At 39.0% G+C, this 25,832-nt stretch carries 21 protein-coding genes and 1 pseudogene; 16 read left to right on the top strand and 6 right to left on the bottom strand.

The genetic code is table 11. From position 1 onward, the window contains the following. Positions 1–143 precede the first annotated feature (143 nt). The 6 genes from B5G52_RS17115 to B5G52_RS17090 all read left to right on the top strand — a co-directional run bounded on the left by B5G52_RS17115 (position 144) and on the right by B5G52_RS17090 (position 4,107). Positions 144–701, top strand: coding sequence for a hypothetical protein (locus B5G52_RS17115; RefSeq protein ID WP_087533860.1), 558 nt, complete (start codon positions 144–146; stop codon positions 699–701). Between the two features lie 20 nt (positions 702–721). Beyond that, the gene (locus tag B5G52_RS17110) at positions 722–1,207 is read left to right on the top strand and encodes a S1 RNA-binding domain-containing protein (RefSeq protein WP_140394347.1); all 486 of its coding nucleotides are present in this window, start codon (positions 722–724) and stop codon (positions 1,205–1,207) included. Between the two features lie 353 nt (positions 1,208–1,560). Further along, positions 1,561–1,830 (top strand): tyrosine-type recombinase/integrase, encoded by a 270-nt coding sequence (locus B5G52_RS17105; RefSeq protein ID WP_087533858.1) that lies wholly within the window; start codon positions 1,561–1,563, stop codon positions 1,828–1,830. 192 nt (positions 1,831–2,022) lie between these two features. After that, on the top strand, positions 2,023–2,580 hold the full coding sequence (locus tag B5G52_RS17100) for a heat-shock protein (RefSeq protein WP_087533857.1): 558 nt from the start codon (positions 2,023–2,025) through the stop codon (positions 2,578–2,580). A gap of 48 nt (positions 2,581–2,628) precedes the next feature. Beyond that, positions 2,629–3,645 (top strand): RHS repeat domain-containing protein, encoded by a 1,017-nt coding sequence (locus B5G52_RS22405; RefSeq protein WP_369679937.1) that lies wholly within the window; start codon positions 2,629–2,631, stop codon positions 3,643–3,645. Positions 3,646–3,654: 9 nt separating this feature from the next. Next, entirely contained in the window at positions 3,655–4,107 is a 453-nt protein-coding gene (locus B5G52_RS17090) for a hypothetical protein (protein ID WP_087533856.1), read from the top strand. Positions 4,108–4,655: 548 nt separating this feature from the next. Here the strand turns inward: B5G52_RS17090 and B5G52_RS17085 are convergent. Continuing rightward, the gene (locus tag B5G52_RS17085; RefSeq protein ID WP_087533855.1) at positions 4,656–5,693 is read right to left on the bottom strand and encodes an IS110 family transposase; all 1,038 of its coding nucleotides are present in this window, start codon (positions 5,691–5,693) and stop codon (positions 4,656–4,658) included. Between the two features lie 72 nt (positions 5,694–5,765). Here B5G52_RS17085 and B5G52_RS17080 point away from each other — a divergent pair, with 72 nt between their 5' ends. The 4 genes from B5G52_RS17080 to B5G52_RS17065 all read left to right on the top strand — a co-directional run bounded on the left by B5G52_RS17080 (position 5,766) and on the right by B5G52_RS17065 (position 8,039). Beyond that, entirely contained in the window at positions 5,766–6,791 is a 1,026-nt protein-coding gene (locus B5G52_RS17080) for an RHS repeat domain-containing protein (RefSeq protein WP_254911236.1), read from the top strand. Continuing rightward, a complete protein-coding gene (locus B5G52_RS17075; RefSeq protein WP_087533853.1) occupies positions 6,784–7,353 on the top strand; it encodes a hypothetical protein in 570 nt (189 codons plus the stop codon). Before B5G52_RS17080 ends, B5G52_RS17075 begins: the two co-directional genes overlap by 8 nt. Before the next feature lie 8 nt (positions 7,354–7,361). Next, complete coding sequence (locus B5G52_RS17070) at positions 7,362–7,649, top strand: hypothetical protein (protein WP_087533852.1); 288 nt, start codon at positions 7,362–7,364, stop codon at positions 7,647–7,649. Positions 7,650–7,760: 111 nt separating this feature from the next. Continuing rightward, positions 7,761–8,039 (top strand): hypothetical protein, encoded by a 279-nt coding sequence (locus B5G52_RS17065; protein WP_140394346.1) that lies wholly within the window; start codon positions 7,761–7,763, stop codon positions 8,037–8,039. Positions 8,040–9,326: 1,287 nt separating this feature from the next. Here the strand turns inward: B5G52_RS17065 and B5G52_RS17055 are convergent. After that, on the bottom strand, positions 9,327–10,937 hold the full coding sequence (locus tag B5G52_RS17055; RefSeq protein WP_087533849.1) for an NAD(P)/FAD-dependent oxidoreductase: 1,611 nt from the start codon (positions 10,935–10,937) through the stop codon (positions 9,327–9,329). Between the two features lie 167 nt (positions 10,938–11,104). Between B5G52_RS17055 and fdxA the strand changes: the two genes are divergently transcribed. From fdxA to B5G52_RS17040, 3 genes and pseudogenes are all read left to right on the top strand, one after another. Further along, entirely contained in the window at positions 11,105–11,428 is a 324-nt protein-coding gene (gene fdxA, locus B5G52_RS17050; RefSeq protein ID WP_087533848.1) for a ferredoxin FdxA, read from the top strand. 141 nt (positions 11,429–11,569) lie between these two features. Beyond that, on the top strand, positions 11,570–13,801 hold the full coding sequence (locus tag B5G52_RS17045; RefSeq protein ID WP_087533866.1) for a carbohydrate binding family 9 domain-containing protein: 2,232 nt from the start codon (positions 11,570–11,572) through the stop codon (positions 13,799–13,801). Between the two features lie 133 nt (positions 13,802–13,934). Further along, positions 13,935–14,285 (top strand): annotated as a pseudogene (locus B5G52_RS17040) (Sbal_3080 family lipoprotein); the annotation flags it as partial. A 79-nt stretch (positions 14,286–14,364) separates the two neighbouring features. Here the strand turns inward: B5G52_RS17040 and B5G52_RS17035 are convergent. Then, on the bottom strand, positions 14,365–15,567 hold the full coding sequence (locus B5G52_RS17035; RefSeq protein WP_087533846.1) for an Nramp family divalent metal transporter: 1,203 nt from the start codon (positions 15,565–15,567) through the stop codon (positions 14,365–14,367). Positions 15,568–15,874: 307 nt separating this feature from the next. Between B5G52_RS17035 and nhaD the strand changes: the two genes are divergently transcribed. Continuing rightward, positions 15,875–17,311 carry a sodium:proton antiporter NhaD gene (gene nhaD, locus B5G52_RS17030; RefSeq protein ID WP_087533845.1) on the top strand — a complete coding sequence of 479 codons (1,437 nt, stop codon included), beginning with the start codon at positions 15,875–15,877 and terminating at the stop codon, positions 17,309–17,311. A gap of 399 nt (positions 17,312–17,710) precedes the next feature. Next, positions 17,711–18,133 carry an MAPEG family protein gene (locus B5G52_RS17025; protein WP_087533844.1) on the top strand — a complete coding sequence of 141 codons (423 nt, stop codon included), beginning with the start codon at positions 17,711–17,713 and terminating at the stop codon, positions 18,131–18,133. A gap of 68 nt (positions 18,134–18,201) precedes the next feature. Here the strand turns inward: B5G52_RS17025 and B5G52_RS17020 are convergent, their stop codons facing one another. Then, a complete protein-coding gene (locus B5G52_RS17020; RefSeq protein ID WP_087533843.1) occupies positions 18,202–19,722 on the bottom strand; it encodes a DUF3360 family protein in 1,521 nt (506 codons plus the stop codon). A 397-nt stretch (positions 19,723–20,119) separates the two neighbouring features. Then, on the bottom strand, positions 20,120–21,967 hold the full coding sequence (locus B5G52_RS17015; protein WP_087533842.1) for an ABC transporter ATP-binding protein: 1,848 nt from the start codon (positions 21,965–21,967) through the stop codon (positions 20,120–20,122). Positions 21,968–22,247: 280 nt separating this feature from the next. On the opposite strand from B5G52_RS17015, the gene B5G52_RS17010 reads away from it, so the two are divergent. Further along, positions 22,248–24,404 carry a prolyl oligopeptidase family protein gene (locus B5G52_RS17010; protein WP_087533841.1) on the top strand — a complete coding sequence of 719 codons (2,157 nt, stop codon included), beginning with the start codon at positions 22,248–22,250 and terminating at the stop codon, positions 24,402–24,404. Positions 24,405–24,487: 83 nt separating this feature from the next. On the opposite strand, the gene B5G52_RS17005 is transcribed toward B5G52_RS17010, so the two are convergent. Beyond that, complete coding sequence (locus B5G52_RS17005; RefSeq protein ID WP_087533840.1) at positions 24,488–25,777, bottom strand: anti-phage deoxyguanosine triphosphatase; 1,290 nt, start codon at positions 25,775–25,777, stop codon at positions 24,488–24,490. Positions 25,778–25,832 lie beyond the last annotated feature (55 nt).

Genomic DNA, 25,832 nt, shown 5'->3' with positions numbered 1-25,832 from the left:
GCTCCAACAAAGGTCAAGCCGCTGTTGCTGGAAGCATGAAAGCAATGGATATTGGTAGTCAAAAACAGATGGCAACTAATGCTGCTCCATCAGCTGGTAATGCTTAAGGGGCTACAAATCCTACAGCAGGTACATTAGATAAAGTGCTTGAAACAGCTGAAGGTGTCGGAAAAGCCGCAGTTGGTAGCCTAAAAAGAGGTGGGGTTGCGGGTTCAGGATTAGTGCCAATGCTAACTGCAACAGATGAGGAAATGGATGCATTATCCGCTCCTGTCATAGCAGCTAACATAGCTAAAAATGAAGAGAAGCAGGCTACTTTATTATCACAAATAAGAGGTAGGACTGATAGCGATGGTTATGTAGTATCGTATAAAGCTCCTACACCAGAACAGTTGGTTAAAGTTTTAGCGCAAGGAGGCTTCTCACCTGATGAGTTTCCAAATTTAGGAGCATTTTTTACTCTAGATCCTATAGTTGCTGGTGAATATGCGAATGCTAGAGGTGCAGGTGTCTTTGAAATAAGAACTAACATTCAAACCATAGAGAGCTTATTCAAAAATAACCAAATTTCATATGATCCATTAGAAAGATCTTCTTTTAACGTGTATCCCAAAGGGTTACCGTTGTTTAACTCTGGTTCACAAATCAGGCATATTCAACCTAATAGCTATGAGTTATATGATGTTTTTAATGCTCAATAATACTTAGTGAGGATTTTAGTTTGAAAATTCAATCGAATGAAATTATTTCAGTTAAAGTTAAAAGCATTGAACAATATGGTGTTCTAGTAGAGGCAGAAGGTTACGAAGGGATTGTTCTTATTCCTAATTTATCATGGAATATTTATGGAGTTCAAAAGGAAATGAGCAACCTTTTTTCCATAGGTGATACTTTAGATGCAATGGTGCTTGATAGCTCAACAGTACCCTTTAATGCCTCTTTTAAAGACGCTCACCCAGAGCTAAACCCGTGGAAAAAGGTAAATAAATTTTTAGTAAATACTATTCACAAAGCGAAAGTTGTTACGAAAACTGATTTTGGCTATTTTCTGGAATTGGAAAAAGGATTAAGAGCGTTGCTACATAATGTGAAATCTTTACCTGAGTTGTCTGACGGTGAAATTGTTTCAGTTAAAATTAACTCCATTGATCAGGAAAAGAAAAAAATTGTTGTTTCTTATGTTTTGTCTGAAAATAAAGAGCAATAAACCCCAGTAGAGCTGCGCACTTTCTGCCAGTAGACAGTGCAAAATTTGCCAGTGCCACTAAAGTAGTGGCGCTGGCTCAGATAGCTAGCTCTGCTGTTTTTTAGTGACACTGCTTACTGAGTTTGCCTGAACACAGTACTGGTTTAAGCTGCCCTTAATGAAATGTATTTATGTGATGGTTGTTCGCAATAAATTAAATGAATCGAGACAGAATTTGTTGTTTGAGTGCTTTTAAGCTCGTTGGTGGAGTTGGTTGGAATAAAATGTTTATAAGCTCAACGATTTCTGTATGGCAAATGAAATTATAGAAACGATTCATCCCCTCAAAAGAATTAGCTACTAGCCCAACTTTAATGGCAAATAATGGCAAACCATTTCGGGTTGCACAGTTGTCAGAGCTGGTTGCTAAATACATTAAACGTGCGGGTGTACGTAAGCAAGGTGCATGTAATCAATACCGCCATGCTGCGGCGACACACATGGTTGATAATGGTGCGGATATTCGCCATGTACAGGCCTTTTTAGGCCATGCCGATTTATCAACAACGCAAGTGTATGTGCATGTGAGTATGGCTAAGCTAAAAGAAGTCTATAACAACACGCACCCAGCGGCGCGGCGCTAAGGGAGGTTGACATGGTCGTCAATAACGGCAATAATGTGTACATGGTGCAGCAGACATACTTTCTAAGTATGACACCACGTAACCTTTTATAGGTCGAGGCAGTGTCCGGTAATGATGTTCTGAATCCAAGTAATACTTGGCGAAGGCTCCCTTGTTGGAGCCTTTGTTATTTCTAGCCTAATAAAAAATAACATGAACGTAAAAAACCTTTTTAATCTCGCAGATAATGAGTATCAATTTTGGAAGTCATTTAACTTCCAAGGCACCGAGATTAATTTTAAACATTTAAACGCTAGAAAACACACCTATACTCATCCTGAGCGTGATGAGCATTACAATTTATACATAACAATTTCCCATCATGTATTTACCGTTGATAGTACGAAATTAAGTGCTACAAGTGAAGTAGCGCTATATCCCCATAAACCTGAAGACTCAAGAGCGTTTTGCACAAAACGTTACGCGTTATCGTTTCATCTACCTCAAATACTAGAAACTTTGCCGGAACAGTTTTGCTATCACGGCGGATATAGTCGCTATTGCACATGTAAGTTAAAAGATGAAAATGGCAATGATATTTTCTATCAAGTTGTGTTTAGGGTTTGGAAAGAGCGAGGTAAAATGCGTTTTCACGTTGAAAGTGCTTACCCGTTACCAAATCGACCATCAAAAATTAAAAAAGTAAACTTTTGGGTGATTTGTCATAATTTACTGACAGGTAAAAAATTACCAAAGCCCTCATCACGTTAAATCTAAAAGTTATTTAATAGTTTATTTTATTCCTGTAACCTCAGAGCTATAAAAAGCTCTTTAAAACCCTTTGCTAAACTAAGCCGATTAATCCATATGAACGGTCGGGTGTACGATTATAACCTTGGGCGGTTTATGAGTGTTGATCCTCTGATTCAAAGTCCAACGAATAGTCAAAGTATTAACCCTTATTCTTACATAATGAATAATCCTCTATCAGGTGCAGATCCCACGGGCTACTGTTCGACAGATGACTCATTGAAAGATTGTGCTGGAGGGCTTGAAGAAGGCAAAACGCAAGCGATCACCAACGCTGATGGAAAAACGGTTGGACATGTAGGTAAAGATAGCCAAGGCAATGTGCATATCAGTAACGGCTCCAACAAAGGTCAAGCCGCTGTTGCTGGGAGCATGAACTCGATGGATATTAAATCGCAATCTCGGATTTCACAGCAGTCGCCATTAAGTGAAGGGGGATCTGAAAGCGGCTCGAATTTACCATCAAATTACACACCTGATGCTTGTCAGACTTCATTTAATTGTGATGGAGAAAGCCTTTATGATCAGTATCATGATAATTACCATGAATATGGTCAGGGCAAAGGGGAAGATGGGATGGTCGAATCAGAAATATGCTCAGCTGGATTACAGGGGTGTAACCCAACTGATGTTGGTTTGCAGTCAATAAGAAATGCAGCCCCGGGAGCAAACGGAGTTGATCCAGTTTCTAATCAGGATCCCACAACACTTCCACTAGGCGTAGGTACAGTAGATCATGAAGTTGATATCGCTAATAACCGAGTTATAAACATAACTCGGCTCGGTCATATTTTTGAACATGGTTATGTAATTCGTTCCGTAGTTGAGAGAAATGGAAAGGTTTATATTAGAACCTATGGTGAAGGTATAAATACAAATAGGACAAAGGCTGTCTTAAATGATTTTGCGGGGCGACAAGGGTTTAGGTATCTGGATAATCGGATACGGCAAAATATACTCAGTAGAAGCCCTCAAGGTAGGCAAATATTGTTTAACGATAAATTGAATAATATAAAAGTAAATTAAGGAGGAGCTATGAAATACGTTTACTATTTTTTAATACTGGCTTCTGGGTTGTTCTGCGCATCGGTATTTATAGTTGAAGGTTCTTCGAAAGCAGAAGAAAGAAGCATGAATGATTATGTAAATCCACAAGTGAATATTAGTTTAAATATTTCTAATGCTGATGGTTTAAAGGTTGAAAAATTAGTTTCTGAATATGTGAATACTCTTGGATTCGGCCTGACTTCTAGTGTAAGTGCTGGAGAGTATGGAAAAAAGTGGGCGGAAAAAGGAATGGTAAAGTCTTTATGGAAGAACCAAAAAAATTATATAGATCTGAGCAACCTACTAAACACTGAGTGCTTTAATGTAAGGATTTATACCTCATCCGAAAGTGAAAGTAGAGATATAGAAGCTAAATTAGTGGCGAAAATTTCTAAAGTTTACCCTGATTATGTGAGGTACAATAGTTTACAGTGTCGATGATAACTGTTGTTTACACAATTAATGTCATAACTTTTACCACTTTGTTTATCGAACGACTTGGCAAGATTATGACGTTTTTACCACCGCTAGCAAACAAAAATGGGGTCACCCATTAGAAAGTTCCGGTCAAGCAGGCAGCTGTGTTTTCTTGATCTTTTTATTCAAAAAACCAAGTGTTGTTACTTTTTAAACTCAATTTAAATATGACTATGCATCCAGTAATGACGTCGTTTGGTGTGAATATGCACCAGTCACCCATATGAATTTAGGCGGTTTAATTAAGCATCGTTGATGATTAATTAAGGCCCTTGGCTTTCGCCTCAGTCATCGTTTAGTGCCAATGTCAGTCCAGTTTTTGGCAAAGCTTATGCCCTGCGCTATAACAAATCTGTGGTTTATGTTTTTTACATAACCAACCCTGTATGGCTCAGACAGTGGGCATACCCACATTTAAATATGAGCGGTTAACGTGCAGGTTCAATCAGATCTAATGGTTTTACCAACCCTATTATTAACTCAGCACGTTAACCTAATTCGTTTTATAGCCGTTAAGAAAAAGCCTTGTGTTCATCAAATGGGACATTGTCTTTCAGCACGTGGTAACACGCTCTTGCGAGTTTATGTGCAACCGTTTTAATCGCGATAACTTGGTTTGTTTTAGCCAGCTTGCGTTGATAATACTTTTTAATTGTTGGGTTATACAGAATGGCAAAGTTAGCGGCCTCAGTAAACGCCCACGCTAAGTAACGATTACCATTCTTTTGATTTGTAGCGCCTTTATTCTTTCCATTGCTGTACCTCACACCTTTAACGCATCGACAATACGAGGAAAAATTACCAGGACTATCAAAACGTTTAATAGTGCCTGTCTCTAACATAATGGTCAGTGCTAACGTATTCCCAATCCCATCGATACTGGTTAGGTTTATAAACTCAGGGGAGAGCGATGTTTGTTGTAATATGGCGCTTTCTATTGCATTTATTTGCTGTTGAGCACAGCGTATCAATGTGAGGTAAGAAATAACCGACAGTGCTGTATTAGTTGAGCTGAAATAGGTGTGTACTTGCTCAACATTGACGCCTTTTCTGATAGCGGCCATTTGTTTGATTTTGTTGCTACTGAGCTTGTATCCAAGATGACGCATGTAACAACTTTGCACTGATAATAAGTTTTTAGTGGATTGTTGAACAATGTCCATTCGTTTACGCATTAAGTCGCGAACAGCCCTGAGCTCTCGGGGGTAAATGTAGCCCTCAGGCAGAATGTTTAGACGTAGCATTTCAGCTAACCAACGTGCATCACTATGATCATCAGCATGTTTTAAGCCTGAATATTGTTGGATTGCAGCGGGGTTTGCTAAGTGAAGTTTAAACCCTTCATCCATTAAAGCATCGACTAACCAATACCAATTAAAAGTTGATTCAACAACAAGTCCAGTTAACTTGTCTTTATAAGGACTTAGAAAAGATAAAATGACAGATATGTCATTATTTAAACGCTTGGCGGTAAGCGTTTCACCGTGTTCATTAATGATAGCAATAACACTATTATTTGAATGCAAGTCAATTCCACCATATAGTTTCATACTAAGCTCCTCGTGATACTGTTTATGTTTTGGTCAACACAACTGTATCGAAAAACTCGGGGAGCTTTCTATATGACTATCAGGTCTTTCTTTTTGCCTGTCAACTTATTTAAGCAGAAACTGAAGAAAATACCAGAGCGCAGTGGCGGTTGGAAGTCATTTAGCTACGATACCCGTGGCAACATGACCCAAGGTGATGGCTTAACCAGCGCAACGTATAACGCAATGGATAAGCCTACCCAAATCAAAAAAGACGGTAAAACCTTAAACTTTACTTATGGCCCAGAGCACATGCGCTTTAAGCAAATGAACGGCAGTGTAACTACCTATTACAGTGATAAATCTTATGAAGAAGAAATAACGGGCACAAAAACCACATGGCGCGCGTATATAGACGACATTGCAGTAATAAGCCAAACAACCAATGAAGGCGCAACTATTCGCTACACTCACCGCGACCGCCTAGGCAGCACACGGGTATTTACCGACCACAACGGGCAAGTAGAAGCCGAACGAAACTTCGACCCATTTGGTAAACCTAGGCTGGCAAGTGGCGGGTTAAAGGCGTATGGTAATTCAAAACTGGATGACTTAGATAAGGCCAAAACACGCAGAGGTTTTACCGACCACGAGCACTTGGATGATGTAGAGTTAATTCATATGAACGGTCGGGTGTACGATTATAACCTTGGGTGGTTTATGTCTGTAGACCCCGTTATTCAAAGCCCAACGAATAGTCAGAGTATTAACCCGTATTCTTACATAATGAATAATCCTCTATCAGGTGCAGATCCCACGGGCTACTGTTCGACAGATGACTCATTGAAAGGTTGTGCTGGAGGGCTTGAAGAAGACAAAACGCAAGCGATCACCAACGCTGATGGAAAAACGGTTGGACATGTAGGTAAAGATGGCCAAGGCAATGTGCATATAACCAACAATGGTTCAAGTAAAGGACAGGCCGCTATTGCTGGAAGCCTTAAGTCAATGGATATTGGCAGCCAGAAAAAGGTAGCTCAACAACCTCTTTCAGGAGGTGTTGGAAGGCGCTCGGAAGCTTCGCAGATAATAGCGAACAGTGGAATAGACTTTGATTGAAGCTGAGAAAGAAGCGATTGATAATTCTAGTGTTGCTGCATTAAACGGCTCAGGTGAACAGGGGCTAACAGCAATGATCTCTAATATGTACATGGGTAAAAATGATACTGAAGCTCTATTAGCGGGAGAGCTTACTCAAGCTGATTTATACAACAGAGCAGAGATGTACGGCACCGTAGCTAGTTTTGTGCCTATTGGATATGGGGCAAAAGTTGCTTATGGTTCTTATTTAGCGACAAGAGGTTCGGTAACTAGAGTTGGACGATGGATGTCGACAAAAGAATACGCTCTTATGAAAGAGAGTAAAAGAATACAAGAAGGTGCGGGAGGAATGACATTTGGTTCAACTTCTGGATCTATGTCTTTCTTCAGGCAAGCAAACCCAGGTTCTATTTATGTGGAGTTTAACGTCGCAAGCAAAAGCTTATTGAAAGGAGGGAAACCAGATTGGGTTAAAGCTATCGGTCCTAATGCTCCTAAATCTCAGCAATTTATGTTAAAAAAGCAGGGTGGTGAATTGCTACCTAAAGTTAATAAAATAAAAAACTTACAAGTTAAGTAAGGTACGTTATGAAAGAATTATTTAACCTTTGGAAAAAAAATAAATTGATACCGCTAATAAACGGTAAATATGAGATTATTAATCGGACAGAGCCTTGTGGTGATTTGGGGGAGTTAATAGGTATTGAATTTAATTCTGCACAAAAAGGTGGCTATATATTTTTTTGGACTAACGGTTACTTAGGCTTTCAGTTAGTTGATTATGAAAAAGAGATAGAGTTAATTGAGGATTCTTTAGTAAATATAGATACAGATGATTTTGATATTTTACTAGGTGATTTACTGGGTCAATTATAGTTTTAATTGCTTTTATAAGTTAGCTATCAAGTGCGAAGTAAAACCCAGTAGAATTGCGCACTTGCTAGCGGCAGGCTACCATTTAAAGGCAGTAAATTGATGAGTCCCATAATGAATAATTTGCGCGAACTTCTGTTAACTTTTACGGCAGGTAATAAAAATATTAAGAGTTTTTGTGATGACTTTTATAGGCTGCATGATTTAGGTGAAGACCAGACAGAATATAGTGAAGAATTTTCAGAGCAGCTAGACAGTCTATCTGAGCTTACTGGGAGATTCAGTGATGTGGAAGAAGACTTAGCTAAATATCCAAGCGTATATATAAGTGAGAGAGAGCTTGTTGAAAAGATAAATAAAGTTAAAGATTTCTTAAATTTGGAAGAGGGTTAAATTAGGTTCGTCAATCTAAGTTCATCACTTGTGGGCCGCACCTTGCCTTTTTATTGCTGAATAAAAAGGCAAGGTGCGCAATCAATCTCAGTAGAACTGCGCACTTGCTAACAGCAAGCCGTGCAATCTGTGTCAGTGCCACCATATAGTGGCGCTGGCTCAAATAGCTAGCTCTGCTGTTTTAAAGTGACACTGCTTACTGAGTTTGCCTGAACACAGTACTGGTTTAAGCTGCCCTTAATGAATTGTATTTATGTGGTGGTTGTTCGCAATAAATTAAATGAATCGAGACAGAATTTGTTGTTTGAGTGCTTTTAAGCTCGTTGGTGGAGTTGGTTGGAATAAAATGTTTATAAGCTCAACGATTTCTGTATGGCAAATGAAATTATAGAAACGATTCATCCCCTCAAAAGAATTAGCTACTAGCCCAATTTTAATGGCTTGCTCGCATAACTTTTTATACAAATCAAGTGTTGGCCGCATGGTAAAACAACTGCCAGATATTAATCTCATGGGGAGGCTAAAGTCCGTGTAGCCGTTATTTTTATTAGGTATTAAAATACGATAGCGCATCACAGGCATTTGCGAGTACAGCGGGCTAAACATCTCATTTACATATGCATAAAAATCATCAGAAATTGACGAAAATGGTGTAACGATAGCTATCTTTAATAAATATTTAATTGCACATAATTGGTTGATGTCAATTTGATTATATCCTATCGCCTTTTTCTCTAGGCAAAAGGCTAGCCAGCATGTTAACGCATGAATATCATGACTATGAGTTAACTTTTGCTTTGCTTTTTGAGTCAGTTTTGCTTTTCTAATGAGTTGGCCGTGACTATTTTCTTTGAATAAAAGACTGGCGTAGTTGTAGGGTAAGTGCGCTAAAACTTGATTTATAAACAGGTCTGTTGGCTGCGTGTTATCTAAAAGCTGCCAAAGTGGATGACAGAGTATTGCTAATGAGCTGAAGTCACTATTTAAGCGTTCATCAATTTTTCTAACAACGTCAAACCGGATGGTTTTTAGCCCAAAAGAGTAAACGTAGTAGCGCAGTTTTATTTGCTCAATTAAAGTGGCTGTCTACTTATGTTAGGTGAGGACAAGCAACGGGTGAAGCAAGAGCTAAAAATCGCTCACGTATTTCGGGTGTACGTAAGTTACTCAAGGGCGAAAAATTAACGCTGAAGAAATAGCAGCTTGTACTTAGAGCATAAAAAAGCCTGATTATTCAGGCTTTTTTTGTTTTAAATTTTGTCTTGCTCTAAAATGCATTTACACAGCTTAGCCATGTTTTTCAAGCATAGATAACGCTAGTGCTTCAGCCGATTTTATACCATCAATGCCCGCAGATAAAATACCGCCTGCATAGCCTGCACCTTCACCAGCAGGGTATAAACCTTGGGTATTAATACTTTGCATGGTTTTATCACGCTTAATGCAGATTGGTGATGAAGTACGTGTTTCCACGCCTGTTAATAAACCATCATTCGATGAAAAACCACGAATTTGTTTATTAAACGCTGGAATGGCTTCACGAATGGCATCAATGGCAAAACTTGGCAATACTTTAGCTAAATCAGTGAGTTTAATACCTGGAGTGTATGATGGTTTAACATCACCTAAGTCACATGAATCTTTACCTTTTAAGAAGTCGCCAATTAATTGTGCTGGCGCATCGTAATTACTACCGCCAAGTGCATAAGCTTGTTCTTCTAATTTACGTTGCAAATCGATACCTGCCAGTGGGTGGCCTGGAAAGTCTTTTTCTGGTGAAATACCCACGACTATCGCGCTATTTGCATTTCGTTCACTACGAGAATATTGGCTCATACCATTGGTAACAACACGTCCTTCTTCAGATGTTGCAGCTACAACAGTCCCACCTGGGCACATACAAAAACTATAAACGGTTCGACCATTGTCACAGTGGTGCACCAGTTTATAATCAGCAGATCCAAGAATAGGGTTACCAGTGTTAGGTCCGAAACGACATTCATCAATCATTGATTGCTTGTGCTCGATTCTAAAGCCGACCGAAAATGGTTTTGCTTCAACATAGATACCTTTGTCATGTACCATTTGGAATGTATCACGGGCACTATGACCTACAGCAAGTACCACATGCTGTGTATCGAGTTGCTCACCAGTTGATAACTTCAAACCAGTTACTTGGCCATCTTCGAGTTGGATATCATCAACGCGAGTACTAAAACGGATTTCGCCGCCAAGCTCTTCGATTCGAGCACGCATTTTTTCAATCATGGTTACCAGTTTAAATGTACCAATGTGTGGTTTACTTACATATAGAATTTCTTCAGGTGCGCCGGCTTCAACAAACTCGGTGATCACTTTACGGCCATAATGTTTAGGGTCTTTTACTTGACTATAAAGTTTACCGTCAGAAAATGTACCTGCACCGCCTTCACCAAATTGTACGTTTGATTCAGTATTTAGTGTGCGTTTACGCCAAAATCCAAACGTGTCTTTTGTGCGCTCTCTTACTTCTTTACCACGCTCTAAAATAATAGGCTTAAAGCCCATTTGCGCAAGCACAAGACCGGCAAATAAACCACATGGTCCAAAACCAATAACCACTGGACGCTGTGTTAAATTAGCTGGGGCTTGAGCGACAAATTTGTAAGATGTATCAGGGGCGGGCTTTACATGTTGATCTTTACTGAATTTAGCCAACAGTTCAGCTTCATTTTCGACGTCTATATCAAGTGTGTAAATAAGTAAAATAGCGGTTTTCTTTCGTGCATCGTAGCCACGTTTAAAGACATTAAAGCTATTTAAATGCGCTTTCTCTATATCAAGTTTAGTTAAAATTGCCTGTTGTAGGGCATCTTCGTCATGATCAAGCGGTAGCTTTATCTCTGTTAAACGTATCATATACTTTCTCTGTTAGGTGTCTTAGCAATAACGCATTAGTTATGCTCACAATAGGCATGTATTTTACGTTAATTTAGCTAATGATGGCAGCGATTATTTATTGTATTTTCGCTGTGGTTGGGTATGATCCCGCCCTGACAGTATATAAATCTTAGGTAAACGTAATAATGGCATTTGTAGTTACAGAAAATTGTATCAAGTGTAAATACACTGATTGTGTAGCTGTGTGTCCAGCCGATGCGTTTTATGAAGGTCCTAACTTTTTAGCTATTAGCCCAATTGATTGTATTGACTGTGGTTTATGTGTACCTGAATGTCCCGCTGAGGCAATTTATCAAGAAGAAGAACTTCCTAAAGATCAGCAAGAGTTTACCGAATTGAATGCCGAGCTCTCGTTAGTATGGCCGCGAATAACGGAGGTTAAAACAGCCCCTAAAGACGCTGACAGCTGGAATGGTGTGGCGAATAAACTAAAATTAATTGAAACATAATCTAAGCTTGCCTCAAATCACTGCGATATAATTATTATTTTTAACATTTTAGCTATAAAAGTGTTAACAAATGTACCTTACTAAATTACAATCCTCTGGTTAATTTACTCCTGCTGAGTAATCGAACCTAAATGGATGTTTATGCAGTATCAAAATCAAATAATAAAAACCCTTTTTTATATTTTTGTGGTTTATTTCAGTACGCATGTTTTTGCACAAAAACAAAACTTTAACTTGGCTCACCTTGAACAATCAATTGATCTTGACGGACAGCTTTTAGAGTCGCATTGGCAAGATGCCACCCTGATTCCGCTAATGTATCAAAATGAACCCAATGAAAAGGGCGCGCCACCAGTTAAAACAGATGCTTACCTATATGAAGATGGAACGTATTTATATGTTGCCTTTCTCGCTTATGACGACAAACCTGAAAATATCCGTGCTGCGCTTCGCGATCGTGATACATTGTGGACGGATGACAATGTTGCATTAATGATTGATACCTTTAATGATGAAAGAACAGGTTACGAGTTTTACGTAAATCCACTGGGGGCGCAGGGAGATATGCGTATGACAGATACCGATGGCTGGAGTGAAGACCCATCATGGGATGCGATTTGGGACAGTGCCGGGCAAATAACAGATAAAGGTTATGTGGTTGAAATGCGTATTCCTTTCACTGCATTACGGTTTCCAAAAAATAAAGCGGATATGACGTGGAGTATCGCTTTGTGGCGTAACTTCCCACGTGATGTGATGTATCAGATGTCAAATGTTGGTTTTGATCGTGATGTAAAATGCAGCTTTTGTCAATTTGATAAAATAACGGGCTTTAATGCGATGGAGCCCAGTAAAAATATTCAATTAACACCCACCTTGACTGCACTGAGACATGACATTAAAGAGGTTGTACCCGGAGATTGGCAAAATGGTGATATAGATACCGAAGCAGGATTAGATATACGTTGGGGTATTAGCCAAGACGCTGTTATAAACGCCACGATAAACCCAGATTTTTCACAAGTTGAAACTGATAGTTTAGAGCTTGATGTAAACACCACTTATTCAATCTATTACGCTGAAAAACGCCCATTCTTTTTAGATGGTGCATCCTATTTTAAAAGTAGCCTATTCGAACTACTTTATACCCGTACGATTGCCGAGCCTGACATAGGGGCTAAAGTAACTGGTAAAACTGACGCTCATAGTTATGCGTTCATGTATGCTGATGATGAAAATACCAGCATTTTACTTCCAACCAATCAAGGCTCAGGATTTGCAAATTTAGCGGAAAAATCAAAAGCTGCAGTTGGTCGGTATCAGTATGATATTGGCGAACAAGGCACAATAGGTATTAGTACAACACATCGTGAAGCTGATAATTATCATAATACGGTTTTATCACTTGATGGCAGTTATTGGTTTAACCAATCAGATAGCGTGTTGTACCAAGTTGCGACCTCTGATACTAACAATTCAGCTTTTTTAATTGATAATTATGGTTTAAATGAAAGTCAATCAGATACAGCTTATAAGCTCGAGTTTTCCCGTGAGAAACGTGATTATAAATTACTGGCTAGTTATGAAGATATTGGTGAAGACTACCGCACTGACTTAGGCTATCAAGCTCAAGTCGATTATAAAAAAGCGTTACTAGGTGGCGGGCAAACTTGGTATTTAGACGCAAACGAGCTGGTTACGGAATACTCATATAATGTTGATTGGGATAAAACTTGGGCGCAAGATGGCAGTTTGCTAGAGGAAGAATACGAAGGCTATGTTTTTCTAAAAGGGCAGATGCAGTCATTTTTAGAGGTTGGCTATGTTCATAGAAATGAAAACTACGACGATAAGTTTTATAACCAAAATATCGGCTATATCTGGGGCGGTTTTAAACCGAGTAAGGATCTCACGTTAAACTTATATACTGAGTTTGGTAGTAAAATAGATTACAGCAATGAGCAACTGGGGGACTTATTTACGTTAGAGCCAGAACTAACGTGGGATATAAATGATCACTGGCAAGTTCAACTAGAGCATAGCTACAGTCGGTTAAATAATCCACAGGGGGATAATGTATTTACCGCGAACCTGACCGATTTACGAATTTATTATAAATTCAATATGCGTTCCATGCTTAAACTTATTTTGCAATTTGAAGACATCGATCGCAACGAAAACGCCTATTACTATGCAGTAGATAAAATAAACCGTGATTATGGTAGTCAGTTAGTCTACTCATATAAAATTAATGCCCAAACATTATTTTACCTAGGCTATTCAGATAAAGGTTACCAAGACGATTCACTTAAAGATATAGAGCGTGATCAGCGCACTTTCTTTACAAAACTAAGCTACGCTTGGCAACTTTAAATAAGGATATAAAAATGAAAATAACAACAATCTCTACCTCACTACTTTTTACTTTAGTTATTCTGTTATCTGGGTGTGTGAGCCCTAAGTTCACGGGAAGTGCTATACCTGAGAACATCTTAACAGCAAAACCCAAGTGTTAGTTATTAATGATGCCGAAACCCGTGATGGTTTTCAGCATGCTGTAGAGGGGTGGTTGGATTCTGAAGAAATTCGATATGTCGTAAAACCTGAAGGTGTCGAGCACGACCCACAGCAGCTGACTATTGAATATGTCGGGTATTGGAGCTGGGATCTTGCTTTATTTTTAAGCAGAGCAGAAATAGAAGCATTCTACCAAGGACAAAGAGTATCTAAAATCACTTATAATGCACCGAGCACATTACATACAGCCAAATTTGGTGATGCAGATGAACGAATTAAATTAATGCTTGATGTTATGTTTGCTAATAAGTCGCTTCAAGAAGCGACAGACAAGTTATAGTTTTAACTGTATGTCTATCAACTCTGTAACTAAACAGATATTTGAAGCCGCTATCTAACAAAAGCGGCTTTTTTAAGCATTACTGTATCAATAGACTAATTAGCTTATAACTACTGAGTGAAAAAATCAGTATTAATACAGGTAACGCAAGAAAATTTACAAATCGTGAGTTAGTGTAATCACCCATCACAGATTCTTGATTTACCAACCATACAAGGTAGGTAGTAACAATCGGTAGTAATAACCCATTAGCTGCTTGTGCAAAAATAATGACTGCAACGGGGTTTAAACCAAGCGATGCGACTGTGGCGCCAAAAACTAAAATGATAACTGCAACCAATTTAAATCGATTTTCATTCATATCGTTAGACCAACCCAGCATACCACAAACGGCATAAGCACCTGCCAAAGGTGCGGTGATCGCGCTGGTTAATCCTGCGGCAAATAAGCCAATAGCAAAAAAGTAATGTGCAGCATTACCAAGTAGCGGCTCTAGCTGCATAGCCATATTTGCAGCACTTATTTTACCGGCATCTGTGCCATAAAAAGCAACTGAAGCAGTAGATAAAATAGCCAAGGTGATTACACCCCCTAATGAAATAGATAAACCTGTATCTAGGTTAGTTTGTTTGATAATGGTGGCTTTATCACTATTTTTATCATGCTGTGCTGCAAGCACTCCTGAATGTAAGAAGAGGTTATAAGGCACGATAGTAGTGCCAATTAATGCAAGTACTGTTGTCATAGAACCCTTTGGAATACTGGGTATAAACCCTTCGAGAATATACATAATAGGAGGTGCTGCCATGACTAACGTGGAGATAAACACCAAACTCATTAAAATAACTAACAGGATCAGAGCAGATTCCACTACTTTATGTTTACCACTATAAAGTAGGGCAGCACTAAAAATTGCAATTAGAGGCGTCCATATTTGAGCATTCACTTGAGGGAATATTTCAATTAATCCCATGCTTGCGCCGCTCAAATTACCAGCTTCATAAGCGGCACTACCAATCCCAATGGCACTAAGAACTAAAACTGCTGCTAGTTTCTTAAATAAGGGAGTGTGTATATGAGTACGTAGAGCTTGAGCGAGATCTAGACCTGTAGCAACACCTAAGCGTGCTGCCATTGATTGCAATAATACTGTCGCAATGACCGAAAATAGTAATGTCCAGATCAGTGCGAAGCCAAAGTTTGCACCGGCAATACTTGCACTAGTGATTGTCCCTGGGCCGATAAAAGCTGCGGTGACGAGTAAACCTGGTCCTAATCGCATATGTTACCTTAATTCATTGTTGATGTTCATTAGTTGGTTACAGCTTACAAGTAAAGCTAAGTTGTTAAAAGTGCAATAATTAAATTTATAAACGTACAAGCAAAATTCAAAGTCGCGATTAGGTATTCATCGATGTTATTTTTTATATAACACTAAAGAATGAATATTTAGACTTGAGTATAATTCCCTTTATGTAAAATTATGATAACTTACGTCAACTTTTTTATAACATCCCTCATTAATAATAACGACAACAAAAAATTGGTTATAAAAATACCGTATTTAAAATTAAAACAGGACGTACCGTGTGAAAAATTTATTACGAGGCTTAAGTTTATTTAACTTAGTGTTACTACTATTTTGCTCTCCTGCATGGGCTAGTGAAGGGCAATTAAATCTTACAACTTCGAACGTTGGCTTGCTGTGTATTGTTATATTTTGCATTGCGTACGCAGTGGTTATGCTTGAAGAAAAGCTCCACTTACGAAAATCTAAACCAGTACTGGTTGCTGCGGGTCTGATATGGATTTTAATCGGTGCGTATTATGTAAACAATGATATACCGGGCATTACTGAGTCCGCGTTTAGACACAATTTACTCGAATTTGCCGAGCTTATGCTGTTCTTACTCGTTGCAATGACTTACATTAATGCCCTTGAAGAAAGGCGTGTGTTTGATGCGCTACGTTCATGGATGATTCAAAAGGGCTTTAATTATAAGAACCTTTTTTGGATCACCGGGTTTTTAGCATTTTTTATCTCTCCAATTGCCGATAACCTGACCACTGCATTATTAATGTGTGCAGTAGTAATGAAAGTGGCTGAAGATGATAAACCTTTTATAAATCTAAGTTGTATCAACATCGTTATTGCGGCCAATGCTGGTGGCGCATTTAGCCCTTTTGGAGATATTACCACTTTAATGGTTTGGCAAGCGGGACTCGTTCATTTTAATGAGTTTTTAGTATTGTTTTTACCGGCTTTAGCAAACTATTTAGTACCTGCTGCGATAATGAGTTTTTATGTTGCAAATAAACAGCCTTCAGCGGTGTACGAAGAAATTGAGCTTAAACGTGGAGCACTGAGAATTATAACGCTATTTTTATTAACCATAGCAACGGCCGTTGCGTGTCATAGCTTTTTACATTTACCTCCCGTACTAGGTATGATGATGGGATTAGGCTATTTACAGTTTTTTGGTTACTTTTTAAGAATGACATTACCGGGCTCATTAGCGCGTAAAAAGGCCCATGCAGAACAAATTGGTGACAATGACCGCATCGCCAAACTCGGTAGTGTGGTGCCATTCGATGTGTTTAGTAAAGTGTCACGCGCTGAATGGGACACTTTATTGTTTTTCTATGGCATTGTTATGTGTGTCGGTGGTTTGGGCTTTTTGGGTTATCTAAATTTAATGTCTGAGATGCTTTACGGAAATTGGTCAGCAACATCCGCTAATATCTCTTTAGGGGTTATTTCAGCGGTGATAGATAATATACCTGTGATGTTTGCAGTACTTTCTATGCAGCCTGATATGTCTCATGGGCAGTGGTTACTCATTACGCTTACTGCGGGAGTAGGTGGCAGTTTGTTATCAATAGGCTCCGCGGCAGGTGTTGCATTGATGGGACAAGCCAGAGGCTACTACACCTTTTTTGGTCATTTAAAATGGACGCCTGTTATTGCACTAGGTTATGCTGCAAGTATTTTGTTGCACTTGTGGTTAAATGCATCTTTGTTTTAGCAAAACGACTTCTTTAAAGCAAAGAAGCTAGGTCTTCTTTGCTTTTTCAATCTAAACTTATTACCTGTTTACATACATTTTAGTTTGTTAGAACACTTCAATTGATAATATGCATACATTAGATTACTGATATATATTCTGTTTATGGGTATTTGATGCCATCTAAAAAATATTAGCAGTGAACTTTTTTAGCCGCAGATTACATTTAAAACCACCCAATACAGCAAACATAACACCTATCAAAAACATGATGACTCACATTAATGTAGTTTTTATACAAGCAAGACTATTTTTTACATATTAGATAATAATCATATATGAAATTACATATTATTCAGTTGGTTATAACAGGCTTGTTTTTTGCTTTACGGTAAGTATCTAAATAAAAAAGGAATAATGATGACTGAACTTGCTTTGTCTGCCTATTTTGCACTGTATTTTTACTTGATTATGGTTTTTACTCAATGGGCTGTTGCTACATTTAGTAAAGCCAGCCAAAAAGATGCAGTACCAGGTAAAATTGATTCTAATTTAAGTCACGATAGCTTTGTCTTTAGGGCGCATCGTACGTTTCAAAATACCCTTGAGAATAGTGTGTTGTTTTTAGGCACGGTTTTCTTTTCATTCATAATTGGTTACCACAGTGCTGTATTTGCAATTTGCATGTGGGTTTACGTCATTGCTCGCTGTATTCACATGGCACTTTATTATGTTATTGCGACAGAAAAAAATCCAAGTCCTCGAAGCTATTTCTTTTTAGCGGGTGTAGGGGCAAATATGGTGATGCTGGTTCTATTAGGTTTACGTTTAATTGCTTTTTAAAAATCCATTCAGAAAATATAAAAAGCAGCAAACTAACCCTTAGTTTGCTGCTTGTATATGATGGTTATTTATAAATGTCTGAAATCACTTAGCAGTGCAGGTATTCCAGGTAGCATTCCGACCATAGCCATTACACTGGTTAATAGCACAAACATGATTAACGGGATTTTCCAGCGGCTCATCGGGCTCAGCTCAGCACTTCGCTCTTTACAACCAATTAGGCCCAGGTTATCAAGCAGCATTGTCAGAGACCAACCAAATGCAGGATTTACCAGCGTTGATGCAAATACAACAATGGCTGCGGACTGAGTGGTTTTGCCTTCGCGGGTCATTTCCATCCCTGCCTCAAGCAGTGGTATAAATACCCCTACAATTAGCGCAACGCAAAGTACTGGCTGCCATATGGCTAAATCCATAGGGTATCCCCAAATACCAGCAATAATACAAAATAGGGCAGTTAATACAGCACCAGCAGGTATAGGGCGCTTAGCGATAGCCGCTGGCACAATATAAGTACCCCAAGATGAGGTGAAATTAGAGCCCCCCAGTAACGAACCACAGGTTTGACGAACCGATGCGCTAAACATAGTATCGTCTATATTCATATGTACTTTTTCAGTACGTTGCGGGTAACTAATTTTTTGAAATACTTGATGGCCTAAAAAGTCAGGTGACCACATTGCTACAGCGAGTATGGCAAAAGGTAACACAACAACAAAGCTTTCGAGGGTAGGTAAACCAAGCATCCAGCCAGTATTTTCACCCCACCAGTACATTGGATTCATATTTGGTAGGCCAGGTGCTGTTTTGAATTCAAAAGGTGCACCTAAAGCAAACGCTGTGACACCGCCAATTAAGCAGCTTAACGGCACAGCAAGCCAACGTTTTTTAAAGTGCTCTAAGAGTGCATAAAGTAATATAGTCGCTAAAATTACAATGAAGGCTATGTGGCTCATATTAATGCTTTCAGCCCACGAAAATAACTTCTTAACCTGGGAAATAGTACCGATAAACCCTAAATAGAGCAGTAATCCTCCGCATACACCTTTGCTGGTTAATCGTGCAAGTAAACTACCTCCTTTACTGATGGCAAGAATAAAGCCAAATGCGCCTATCAATAAACCAAAAGCCATTGGGTGGCCGCCTGCTGCAACCACAATAGGTATAAGGGGGATCAAAGGGCCATGTGTACCCGCTAAATTAGCGGTAGGTAAAATGAATCCAGAAAACAATATAATGAAAAATGCGACAATTAATAGTTCGTAGCGCACATTCTCTAATATAAAGGCATCACCTAAACCGAGCGGAGCCGCAAAGGTAGCAGCAATTGCACCAACCATCACAACTTTACCTATAGTTCCTGCCATAGCTGGAATAGTATCTTCAAACTCAAAACGGTAATCACGAAAAGGCAAGTTTGCTCGCCAGCGTTTTGGCTGCATTATTTGTAGTTCATGCTCGAGATATTCATCTCGGGTATCAAATGATGAACTGGGCTTATGGAGGTTTTCATAACTACCGTTTACACTGTTATCGTGATCACCGGTGTTAACGTTGGGTGGATTCTTATCCTGTGATGTTGTTGTCATAACTTCTCCGGCAACATGCTTGCTGCTCTGTTTCAAAATTAAATACAGCTTTTTCAAAGCAATAAATATTGAATGCCTAGAGTAAAGCAAGTTTGTACAAGTTGGGATTAGTCAAAGGTCTAGGATTGAAGCTTATAAAAGGGGGAAGGTTAGAAAAATATTAACAGTTACAAGCGGTACTTTAGTCAATATGACTATGCTAATTGATGTTAGTCTCGATTATTTAGGCTTGATAGCGATGTTAAATATACTTCAGATAGTTAAAACTGAAGTATATTTAACTTTAAATTGACTAGCCTAAAGCACCGACTAAGCTTTGCTAACTTGCTAACTTGCTAACTTGCTAACTTGCTAACTTGCTAACTTGCTAACTTGCTAACTTGCTAACTTGCTTCCTTCATTCAACGCCTATGAATCCACCGGTTTGGTGGGTCCATAGCGCCGCATAAATACCGTTTTGAGACAATAACTGTTCGTGACTGCCTTGTTCTACGATACCGCCCTCATCAAGCACTATTAGTCTGTCCATTTGGGCAATGGTTGATAGGCGATGAGCAATGGCAATAACCGTCTTGCCTGTCATTAAATCATCTAGACTAGCTTGAATTGCAGCTTCAACTTCAGAATCAAGGGCGCTTGTGGCCTCGTCTAAAATTAAAATAGGGGCATTTTTAAGCAATACTCGTGCAATTGCGATGCGTTGGCGTTGGCCACCCGAGAGTTTGACGCCGCGCTCGCCTACTTGTGCGGCAAACCCTTTATTGCCCTTGCTGTCTTCTAAGTCTTCGATAAACTCCATGGCTTTAGCCTGTTTTGTGGCATTAATCATTTGTTCATCGGTTGCATCTGGGCGGCCATAAAGAATGTTTTCTTTAACTGAACGGTGCAGTAAAGAGGTGTCTTGCGTAACCATCGCAATGTATTTTCTTAAGCTTTGCTGACTGACTTTTGATATATCTTGGCCATCGATTTTTATTGCACCACTGTCAACATCATAAAAACGCAGTAAGAGATTTACGAGCGTTGATTTACCTGCACCAGAACGACCCACTAAGCCAATTTTTTCACCGGGTTTTATGTTCAAATTTAAGCCATTAATAACTGGGCCTCGGTTGGTTTCATTAGCCACTTTACCATAGTTAAAAAACACGTTATCGAATATAATTTGCCCTTCACTAACCGCCAGTGTACTAGCATTTGGTTCATCATCAACATCAATCGGTGTCGACAAGGTTTTCATACCATCACTGACTGTACCAATATTTTCAAAAAGGCTGCTAATTTCCCACATAATCCATTGTGCCATGCCATTTAAGCGAAGAGATAAACTGACAGCGATAGCAATTGCACCTGCGCTGATTGCACTTAATGACCAAAGATAAAGAGATAATGCTGATACACTAAAAACCAGTAAATAATTAAGGCTATTAATGCAAAAATTTAAGCTGGTGACTAACCGCATTTGCTTATAAACAGGTTGTAAAAATACGTCCATGCTATCTTTTGCATATTGCTCTTCACGCTGGGTGTATGAGAACAGTTTTATTGTTGAAATATTTGTATAACTATCGACAATTCGGCCAGTCATTTCAGAACGGGCGTCGGCTTGTGAGCTGGCAATACGCTTTAGCTTTGGCACAAAGTACATTTGAATTGCAGCATAAAGTGCAAGCCAGACTAGTAGTGGGATCATTAATCGCCAATCTGCCTCGGCAACTAAAAATACCATGGCGCCAAAATAAACCACAATATACATCAGTACATCAAGTAACTTCATTACGGTTTCTCGAACCGCCAACGATGTTTGCATTACTTTTGTGGCGATACGTCCAGCAAATTCATTTTGATAAAAGCTAACACTTTGGCGTAATAAATAGCGATGTGCCAACCAACGAATCGACATGGGGTAATTACCAAGAAGTGCTTGGTGTAATATAGCCGAGTGAAAAAACACCACTATGGGTAATACCACCAGCAAGACAACAGCCATCTTAATGAGCTCTGATTTTTGCTCAACAAATAGTGTTTCTGGCGTGTATGTTCCTAACCAGTCTACTAGTTGACCCATGTAACTAAAAAGAGATACTTCTAAAATGGCCAACATTGCAGCACTGAGTGACATTAGTACTAAAGATAGCTCCATACCCTTAGTATAGTGCAGGCAGAAGGCAAGCAGAGTTTCAGGTGGTTGGCTTGGCTGTTGTTCAGGGAACGGTTTTGTCATCCGCTCAAATAATCGATACATTTTAATATCTTAAAAAACAAAAATTAGCGCTACTATAGCATTGGCAGTTAATAAAAGCAGGCTGTTCACCAGCGAATTTTACCCATTAATATATCTTAAAGGTTTTTTGTTTATTTTGTTGTTCCATTTTATACACCTTTTAAGTGAATAGTTTTCTAACTTGCATTTAGCATGTTTACATATATTCACAGTAGCACAATCTATTAGTCGCATTACGCTAGACAATAGTCCCGTAAAAAAATATGTTATAAGGTAACTAATTAGCGAGAAAGAAAATATAATGTTAAAAAAAGTTTTAGCCTGCGCCGTTATAGCAGCACTAAGTGCTTGTTCGGATATGCCAGTTAATAAAAGTGAAAAAGAAGTAATAACTAAAAACGAAACTACACAGCAGTTAACCTACCCTGAAACTAAAAAAGGAGCTGTTGTTGATATCTATTTTGATGAAAAAGTAGCCGACCCTTATCGTTGGTTAGAAGATGATATGAGTGATGAAACAGCTCAGTGGGTTGAGACTCAAAATAATACGACGTTTTCCTACCTAGACACTATTCCTTATCGTGACACATTAAAAGCCAGCCTTGAAAAGTTGATGAACTATGAAAAAGTGACTGCTCCCTTTACTGAAGGTAAATACACTTATTTTTATAAAAATGATGGGCTACAAAATCAATACGTGTTATTTCGTAAACTGGGAGATGGTGAAGCAGAAGTATTTTTAGATCCGAATACGTTCAGTGATGATGGCACAACGTCTATGTCTGGCCTTACATTTTCCGAAGATGGTTCACTGGCTGCGTACCAAATCTCCGAAGGTGGCAGTGACTGGCGAAAAATTATTATTATAAATACAGAAACGAAGCAGCCTGTTGAAGAAAATTTAGTAGACGTTAAGTTTAGCGGTATTTCGTGGTTAGCTAATGAAGGTTTTTATTATTCAAGTTACGATAAACCTAAAGGCAGCGAGTTATCAGCTAAAACAGATCAGCATAAAGTATATTTTCATAAATTAGGCACAGCACAAAGCTCTGATGAATTAGTTTATGGAGGCACTGATGGTGAAAAGCACCGTTATGTTGGTGCGTCAGTTACCCGTGATAACCGTTATTTACTGATCTCAGCCAGTGTATCTACATCAGGCAATAAGCTTTTCATTAAAGATTTATCAAAGCCTGATAGTCAATTGACGACAATTTTAGAGCACACAGAATCAGACACTTACCTACTTGATAACGACGACAGTAAGCTATTTTTAGTGACCAACCTTAATGCGCCTAACAAAAAAGTGGTAACTGTTGATGCTTCAAACCCGACTCCTGATCATTGGCAAGACTTAATTGCAGAAACAGATAATGTATTAAGTATGTCTAAAGGTGGCGATTACTTTTTTGCAAAGTACATGGTTGATGCAATCTCAAAAGTTCAGCAATTTGATAAATCAGGTGAGTTAGTTCGTGAAATTAGTCTTCCAGGGGTGGGAACTGCCCGTGGTTTTAGCGGTAAAAAACAAAGCGACACACTCTATTACTCGTTTGCTAACTACACAACGCCAGGTAATACCTATGCATTTAATGTGAAAACGGGTAAATCTGACGTTTATCGTAAATCCGGGGCGCAATTTGATTCAGAGCAATATACATCTGAACAGGTTTTTTATTCATCTAAAGATGGTACTAAGGTACCCATGATTATCTCATACAAAAAAGACACTAAGCTTGATGGTAAAAATCCAACTATTTTATATGGCTATGGTGGCTTTAACGCAAGTATGACACCAGGTTTTAGCTCAACGATTGCTGCATGGCTTGAACAAGGTGGCGTTTATGCGGTGGCAAATATACGGGGCGGTGGTGAATACGGTAAAGCCTGGCACGATGCCGGTACACAGTTGAAAAAACAAAATGTATTTGACGATTTTATCGCAGCAGCAGAGTACCTAAACGAGAAAAAGTACACATCAAGTGACTACCTAGCTGTACGTGGTGGTTCAAATGGTGGTTTACTAGTTGGCGCCGTAATGACCCAGCGACCAGAGCTATTTAAAGTTGCGCTACCTGCTGTGGGTGTTTTAGATATGCTTCGTTATCATACATTTACCGCTGGAGCGGGTTGGGCATATGACTATGGCACCAGCGAGCAAAGCAAAGAAATGTTTGATTATTTAAAAGCGTACTCACCGGTACACAATGTTAAGCAAGGGGTTGAATATCCAGCAACATTAATTACGACAGGGGATCATGATGACCGCGTCGTTCCTGCACACTCATATAAATTTGCCGCTGAACTACAAACAAAAGGGGCTGGAGTTAATCCTTATCTGATCCGCATAGAGACTAATGCGGGCCATGGTGCGGGTACACCAACGAGTAAAATAATTGATCAGTATGCAGATATCTATGGTTTTACATTGCATAACATGGGCATAAAGTCACTGTAAAAACACTTTTACCTTAATACATAACGCCGAAACTATGGTTTCGGCGTTTAACTATTCTTACTTCTTACTTCTTACTTTAATCGTTAGTTATTACTTGAAAACAGCCGCTGGTGTGTTTTAAATGCGTATTCATCGGTCATGCCACTTAAATAGTCACAAATTACGCGATGAGTATTCCCGTTTTGTTGCTGCGCGTGACGATAAAGGTTTGCTGTTGTCTCGGGTAATAAGCGCAGTGGATCGCAGGTAAAGGCTTCAAAAAGCTCAATAATCAATTTTTGACCCTTAAATTCAATTTGCTGCATGTGCGAAGCCCTAATTAGGCGATGGTAGATAAATGACTTTAGTGCTTCGAGCAAGTGTTGGTAAGACTCTGGTAATACAACGGTAAAATTCAATATAGGATTCTCAAATACAATATCGGTGCTTGTTATTGAAGATTGAGTTATAAACAAATTAACTAATTCACCAATTACATCTTTGCGCTGAGCTTCACTACCTAAAAAAAGACGCGCTGTTATATTGCTTGTTTCAAGCCAATCACAGTCAACGCTTTGTAATACTGGTATTGCATGGTTCTGCCATTCTTTTAAAGTTATTTGCTCAGTGGCAATTGCGTCTTCTAAATCATGAACGGCGTAAGCAATGTCATCAGCTAGCTCCATAATTGCAGCATCAAGAGACTTAAACAGTGTCTTTGATCTGTATTCGTCAATAGGCTTTGCTTGACTAAAATTGTTTTTATCAGCGTCTGATAAAGGGGCGATGATCCATTCAAAAGTGGTTTTATCATCAGTGTACAAGCCTTTAGCTGGTCGCCAATCATCTGCTTTTATAAAGGCTCTGCTAGAATCATGTTCAGGAATTGTATGCCATAGGTCGTCAATAAAAGCTGGATATTTTATAAAGCCTAATAATGTCCTGCGAGTCAAGTTCATACCATGGCCATCACTATAGGGCTCTAATCGAGACACTATTCGCAGGGTTTGCGCATTACCTTCAAAGCCACCATGATCTCGCATCATATAATTTAATGCTATTTCACCCCCATGACCAAACGCGGGATGGCCTATATCATGCGCTAAGCATAAGGTTTCTAATAAACTTTGATCTGGAAAATGATTAAAATCAGGGTGTTGTTTTTCTAAATGACGTAGTAGTCCGCTACCAATTTGCGATACTTCCAGTGAATGGGTTAAACGGGTACGATGAAAGTCATTAAGCCCGATACCCATAATTTGGGTTTTCGCCTGAAGTCGCCTAAACGCAGCTGCGTGTATTATCCGTGAACGGTCTACTTGCCAAGCAGAGCGATTATCATTGGGTCGAGATTTCTGCTGTTCTATGATCCTACTTTGCCAATCTAATTCCATGAATTGGTTTTCCGCTGACTTCTAACAAGTTGATATAAATATTGTAACGGATTTT

The organism is Pseudoalteromonas sp. A601 (assembly GCF_002165575.1).
In the GTDB taxonomy this organism is placed as follows: Bacteria; Pseudomonadota; Gammaproteobacteria; order Enterobacterales; family Alteromonadaceae; genus Pseudoalteromonas.
The sequence above is the reverse complement of the archived record's forward strand: the minus strand, read 5'-3'. Positions and strand labels throughout refer to the sequence as shown.

Coding starts and splice junctions, on each gene's coding strand:
- B5G52_RS17080 (WP_254911236.1), top strand. CDS start 5,766: ATGACTATCAGGTCTTTCTTTTTGCCTGTCAACTTATTTAAGCAGAAA.
- B5G52_RS17085 (WP_087533855.1), bottom strand. CDS start 5,693: ATGAAACTATATGGTGGAATTGACTTGCATTCAAATAATAGTGTTATT.
- B5G52_RS17045 (WP_087533866.1), top strand. CDS start 11,570: ATGCAGTATCAAAATCAAATAATAAAAACCCTTTTTTATATTTTTGTG.
- B5G52_RS17005 (WP_087533840.1), bottom strand. CDS start 25,777: ATGGAATTAGATTGGCAAAGTAGGATCATAGAACAGCAGAAATCTCGA.
- B5G52_RS17055 (WP_087533849.1), bottom strand. CDS start 10,937: ATGATACGTTTAACAGAGATAAAGCTACCGCTTGATCATGACGAAGAT.
- B5G52_RS17020 (WP_087533843.1), bottom strand. CDS start 19,722: ATGACAACAACATCACAGGATAAGAATCCACCCAACGTTAACACCGGT.
- B5G52_RS17100 (WP_087533857.1), top strand. CDS start 2,023: ATGAACGTAAAAAACCTTTTTAATCTCGCAGATAATGAGTATCAATTT.
- B5G52_RS17010 (WP_087533841.1), top strand. CDS start 22,248: ATGTTAAAAAAAGTTTTAGCCTGCGCCGTTATAGCAGCACTAAGTGCT.
- B5G52_RS17090 (WP_087533856.1), top strand. CDS start 3,655: ATGAAATACGTTTACTATTTTTTAATACTGGCTTCTGGGTTGTTCTGC.
- B5G52_RS17025 (WP_087533844.1), top strand. CDS start 17,711: ATGACTGAACTTGCTTTGTCTGCCTATTTTGCACTGTATTTTTACTTG.
- B5G52_RS17015 (WP_087533842.1), bottom strand. CDS start 21,967: ATGTATCGATTATTTGAGCGGATGACAAAACCGTTCCCTGAACAACAG.
- fdxA (WP_087533848.1), top strand. CDS start 11,105: ATGGCATTTGTAGTTACAGAAAATTGTATCAAGTGTAAATACACTGAT.
- B5G52_RS17035 (WP_087533846.1), bottom strand. CDS start 15,567: ATGCGATTAGGACCAGGTTTACTCGTCACCGCAGCTTTTATCGGCCCA.
- B5G52_RS17070 (WP_087533852.1), top strand. CDS start 7,362: ATGAAAGAATTATTTAACCTTTGGAAAAAAAATAAATTGATACCGCTA.
- B5G52_RS17105 (WP_087533858.1), top strand. CDS start 1,561: ATGGCAAATAATGGCAAACCATTTCGGGTTGCACAGTTGTCAGAGCTG.
- B5G52_RS17065 (WP_140394346.1), top strand. CDS start 7,761: ATGAATAATTTGCGCGAACTTCTGTTAACTTTTACGGCAGGTAATAAA.